The sequence below is a fragment of the Intrasporangium sp. genome, from assembly GCF_035688975.1.
GTDB lineage: Bacteria > Actinomycetota > Actinomycetes > Actinomycetales > Dermatophilaceae > CALMNV01.
This window is the reverse complement of the sequence record NZ_DASSMH010000111.1, coordinates 1-4,570: the sequence shown is the minus strand read 5'-3', so window position 1 is coordinate 4,570 and position 4,570 is coordinate 1. Positions and strand designations below refer to the sequence as shown.

General features: G+C 73.6%; 2 protein-coding genes. One reads left to right on the top strand and one right to left on the bottom strand.

Features of this window, described 5'->3' with window-relative positions; all coding sequences use genetic code 11:
• Positions 1 to 266: 266 nt before the first annotated feature.
• Positions 267 to 3,671: a DEAD/DEAH box helicase gene (locus VFJ94_RS11565; protein WP_325004360.1), complete on the bottom strand. Its 3,405-nt coding sequence runs from the start codon at positions 3,669 to 3,671 to the stop codon at positions 267 to 269.
• 142 nt (positions 3,672 to 3,813) lie between these two features.
• Between VFJ94_RS11565 and VFJ94_RS11560 the strand changes: the two genes are divergently transcribed.
• Positions 3,814 to 4,570 (top strand): glycoside hydrolase family 76 protein (locus VFJ94_RS11560; RefSeq protein ID WP_325004359.1); only part of this gene is annotated, 757 nt, incomplete at its 3' end.

The following is a 4,570-nucleotide window of genomic DNA, read 5'->3' as shown; positions in this document are numbered from 1 at the left end:
CGTTGGCCGCCGTCGAGGCCAACGAGGCCGACGTCGCGGAGCAGTCGCTTCCCGTGGCCGAGGATGCAGACGAGGACTATCCGCGGGAAGACAGCGAGGAGTAGGCCGACACCGGTCCCGGTGAAGAGTCGGCCTAGCCCCACGATGCCTAAGGAGACGTGGTGGGCACAGCAGAATCACCGGCCCAGGCGCGACATCCCCGACCTCGTCGTGAGGCCCCTCGCCGTATGCCGTGCTCGCAGCCGAGCGCCTGAGAGCGAGCCCGCTCAGGCCCCGAGCAGGCCGCGGATGTCGTCGGCGCTCATGGGCGCTCCCATGAGACCGTCGGCGTCGACGACGCGGGTGAACAGGTCGCGCTTTCGCTGTTGCAGCTCGATGACCTTCTCCTCGATCGTGTCCTGCGCCACGAGGCGATAGACCATGACGGTCTTGTCCTGCCCGATCCGGTGGGTCCGGTCGACGGCCTGCGCCTCGGTGGCGGGGTTCCACCACGGGTCGAGGACGAACACGTAGTCGGCCTCGGTGAGGGTCAGGCCCGAGCCGCCAGCCTTGAGGCTGATGAGGAACACCGGCGCGTCGCCCTCGCGGAAGGTCGCGATCCGCCGAGGCCGGTCCCGCGTGCGACCGTCGAGGTAGACGTGTCCGATGCCCTCGGCATCGAGCCGCTCCCGCACCAGCCGCAGGAAGCCTGTGAACTGGCTGAAGACGAGGGCGCGATGCCCCTCCGCGGCCAACTCGTGCAGCTGCTCGACGAGCGCGTCGATCTTGCTGGAGGCCACCGTGCCGGCCAGCTCGTCGTCGACGAGGGAGACGTCGAGGCTCAGCTGACGCAGCACCGTCAGCGAGCGCAGGATCGCGATCCGGTTGCGGTCCACGTCGTCGAGCATGCCGAGCACGCGTTGCCGCTCACGTTGCAGGTGGGTCTGGTAGACGCGCTGGTGCTGCGCGTTGAGCCGGACGTTCAGGACCTGCTCGATCTTGGGCGGCAGGTCCCGCGCCACCTGCTCCTTGGTGCGGCGCAGCATCAGCGGCCGGATCCGGCGGCGCAGCGTGGCGAGCAGCTCCGGCGCCTCCCCGCTCTCGATGGGCCTGCGGTAGAGGTCCGTGAAGCGTTGGGGGCTGGGGAAGAGCCCCGGAGCGACGATCGACAGCAGCGCCCACAGGTCCATGAGCGAGTTCTCGAGCGGGGTGCCGGTGATCGCGAGCTTGAAGGGCGCGGGCAGCCGCCGCGCCGCCTGGTAGGTCTTGGCCTGGTGGTTCTTCACGAACTGGGCCTCGTCCAGCACCAGGCCGCTCCAGGGAAGGCCTCGGTAGGCCTCCTCCTCGAGGCGCAGCAGGGCATAGGACGTGACCACGAGGTGCGCCCCGGCCACGGTCTCGGGCAGCGACGTCCCCCTCCGCCGAGCGGTCTCGGTCACCGTCGCCACGTGCAGGTGGGGGCAGAACCGGGCCGCCTCGCGCTGCCAGGTGGACACGACACTCGTCGGCGCGACGACGAGCAGCGGCGCCTCAGGGGTGAGGGTGCCGAGATCGTGGGCCCGGGCTGCCATGGCGAGGGTCTGCAGCGTCTTGCCGAGCCCCATGTCGTCGGCGAGGACGCCGCCGAGCTGGTGGTCCCAGAGCAGTGCGAGCCAGTGGTAGCCCTGCACCTGGTAGTCCCGCAGCTCGGCGCGCAGGCCGGCCGGCGTCGGCGGCGCAGGGATCGACTCCAGGTCGAGCAATGCGCCGACGGCGCGGGACCAGCGCTCGCTCTGGTGGGCCACGACCCCGAGGCTGACCAGCTCCTCCCACAGCCCCGCGTGCCATCGCGTGACCCGCAAGGTGCCGGACTGGCGGTCCTGCAGCGACCGGGCCTCCTCGATGAGCCGACGCAGGCTGTGCAGCTCGGGCCGGTCGAGGCTGAACCACGTGCCGCTGTCGAGGATGAGGTGCTCGTCGCCTCGGGCCAGCGCGGCGAAGAGGGGCGTGAAGGGCACGTCCTCGCCGGCGATGGTCACGGTGATGCCGAGGTCGAACCAGTCCTCGGCGCCGGCCTGCCCGGCGGCCGTCGAGTCGGTCGCGGAGACCGTGATGAGCGGGGCCTCCTCCGTCTCGGCGTAGGGCAGCGGGGTCCCCTCCACCGTCACGTCGACGTCGTCGCGCTCCGTCAGGGCCGGGAGCACGTCGCTCACGAACGTCGCGGTGTCGAGGCCGCGCAGCCGCAGCTCCGGGACGAGCCGGCGCTCGTGGCCCACGACGACGCGCAGCCCGGGCATGGCGTCGAGCACCTCGAGCCCGGCGAGCAGGGCCGCCTCTGCCGGGAGGTCGCGAGCGACGCTGTCAGCGGGAGCAGGGGAAGCAGCGGCAGCAGCGGGACCGAGGATCGGGACGGTCACGGTCTGCTCGCCCACGGCGTAGGCGAAGGACCACCGCAGCGTCGTCTGGTGCCCCGGCTCGAACCGCACGGCCAGCGCGAGTCGCGGCGGCCGCACCTCCGGGAAGGTCACGCTGCCGTCCGACGACTCCACGTCCGCGAGCTGGCGCAGCATGGGGTAGTAGCGCGAGAAGAACCTCGGCAGCTCCGCGCCCGGGACCGTCACCACGTCGGCCCTGGTGACGAGGGTGCCGATGGACTCGTCGAGCGGCGGGTCGAAGCGGGCCAGCACCAGAGCGTCGGCGGTCTGGACGAACGCCCCGTGAGGGGGGGTGCCGACGAGGCCGCCCAGCCGTGGTTCCTGGTCGGCCCCGTCGCTGCCGTCCGGCTCGCGGTCCACGCCGGCCTCGGCGCCCGGCATCCGCACGCGCGGGGTCACGGTGGCATCACCACGGGGCCCGGTTCGGCGCACGTCGAGGACGACAGCGGCCGGCTCCTCGTGCAGCAGCACCGGCGTCTCCCCCTTCGCGCCGCTCACGAGGGGGATGCCGGCCTCCTCGCTCTCGCGCAGCAGCCGCCAGAGAGCGGCGCCGACATCGTGGGCCGCGAGCTGCTGCTCCAGCGCGTAGTAGCCGCCACGGGCCCGAGCGCGGGCGGTGGCCACCAGCGCGAGGAGCGCCTCCTGCTGGCGGGGGCCGACCCGGGCGGCACGGTAGCCGTAGTCGAGGTCGCGCCACGAGACGCCGGTGCGGATCCACCCACCGTTCTTGCCCTTGGTCATCGGCCGCAGGCGCAAGGTGGGCGCCGACGGTGTCACGGCATACCGGCTGGGTCTGGGCGTGACGACCTCGACGTGCAGGGCGAGCGGCACCACGCCGTCGGCAGCCGGGCGGGTCCGCCCCACGTCGGCCAGGAGCGCCTCCCAGGCCGGCGTCGCCGGGCGGCCGCCACCCGCGAGCCGGCTGCGGGCGGCAAGGATGACAGCCACGACGTGCTTGCAGTCGAAGCGCATCGGGCAGCTGCACTGGCCTGCCCACGCAAGCTCCCCGTCCTCGTCGCCGAAGAGGTCGCCGTCGGCCTCCCCGGCGCCAACGTCCCGGGCCGTGACGACGGTCTGGTAGCTGCGGCCCCGGCTGCCTCGCACGCTGGCCAGCAGGACCCGCCCGTCCCGACCGACCGTCAGCGAGGAGACGGCCCGCGAGCGGTGGTAGGCGGCTCCCCGCTCGACGGTGTCCACCCCGAGCTCGCTCTCGAGCTCATCGTCGGTGAGCCACGCCAGCCACCCGGCCGGTCCCCCCACGGCAGGCGCCGCGGTCACGACGGAAACACTCCTTGGTGCGGCACGTCGGCACCTCCGGGTCGGCTCTTGTGCGGTCGCTCGCAGGGTACCGAGCGGCTCCGACAGTGGGCCGCTACCGACCAATCCCGCGTGTCCGCAGCCCCCGCGATAGCGTCGCGACGTGGCCGCCGACCCCGCCCTCGCGCGACGCGCCGGGCACCTCGACGAGCGCGCCGCCGAGGCGGAGCGCTCCGTCTCAGCCCTCTTCGGGGCGCGCCTCGGCCGTATGCCGCTCACCCACCTCGCGCGGGTGGCCCACCCCGCGCCCCGCGGGCTGCGGACCCTGGGCGGCCTGCGAGGCGAGTGGCACTACTGGTGGCAGGCGCACTACCTCGACGCCATCGTCGACGCCGCGCTCCGGCACCTGCGCCGGGACGACGCGCCGGGGGCCGGGCTGCGGGCACGCCGCGGTGACCGGGTGCTCGCAACGGTCCGGCTGCGCAACGGCGGGAGGTGGGCGGACGACTTCTACGACGACATGGCGTGGCTCGCGCTCGCCTCGGGCCGCCTGGCCGCCCTCCACGAGCGAGTCGGGCGCCCCGGTCCGCGCCGCCGGCTGCGCAGCGTCGAGCGGCACCTCACCGCGCAGCTGAGGTCGGCCCACACCGACGACGTGGGCGGTGGCCTCTTCTGGAGTCGCGAGCGCGACTTCAAGAACAGCCCGGCGACCGGCCCGGCAGCCCTGCACCTCGCGCGCACCGGCGACGCGGCGGAGGCGCGCCGGCTCATCGACTGGGTCTACGCGCGGCTGTGGTCGCCGGAGAGCGGCCTCGTCCTCGACGGCATACGGCTGCGCGCCGGGCAGGAGGTGCTCGTCGAGGACGTCTGGTCCTACAACCAGGGCCCGATCCTCGGCACCCTCGTCACGCTCGGCGACG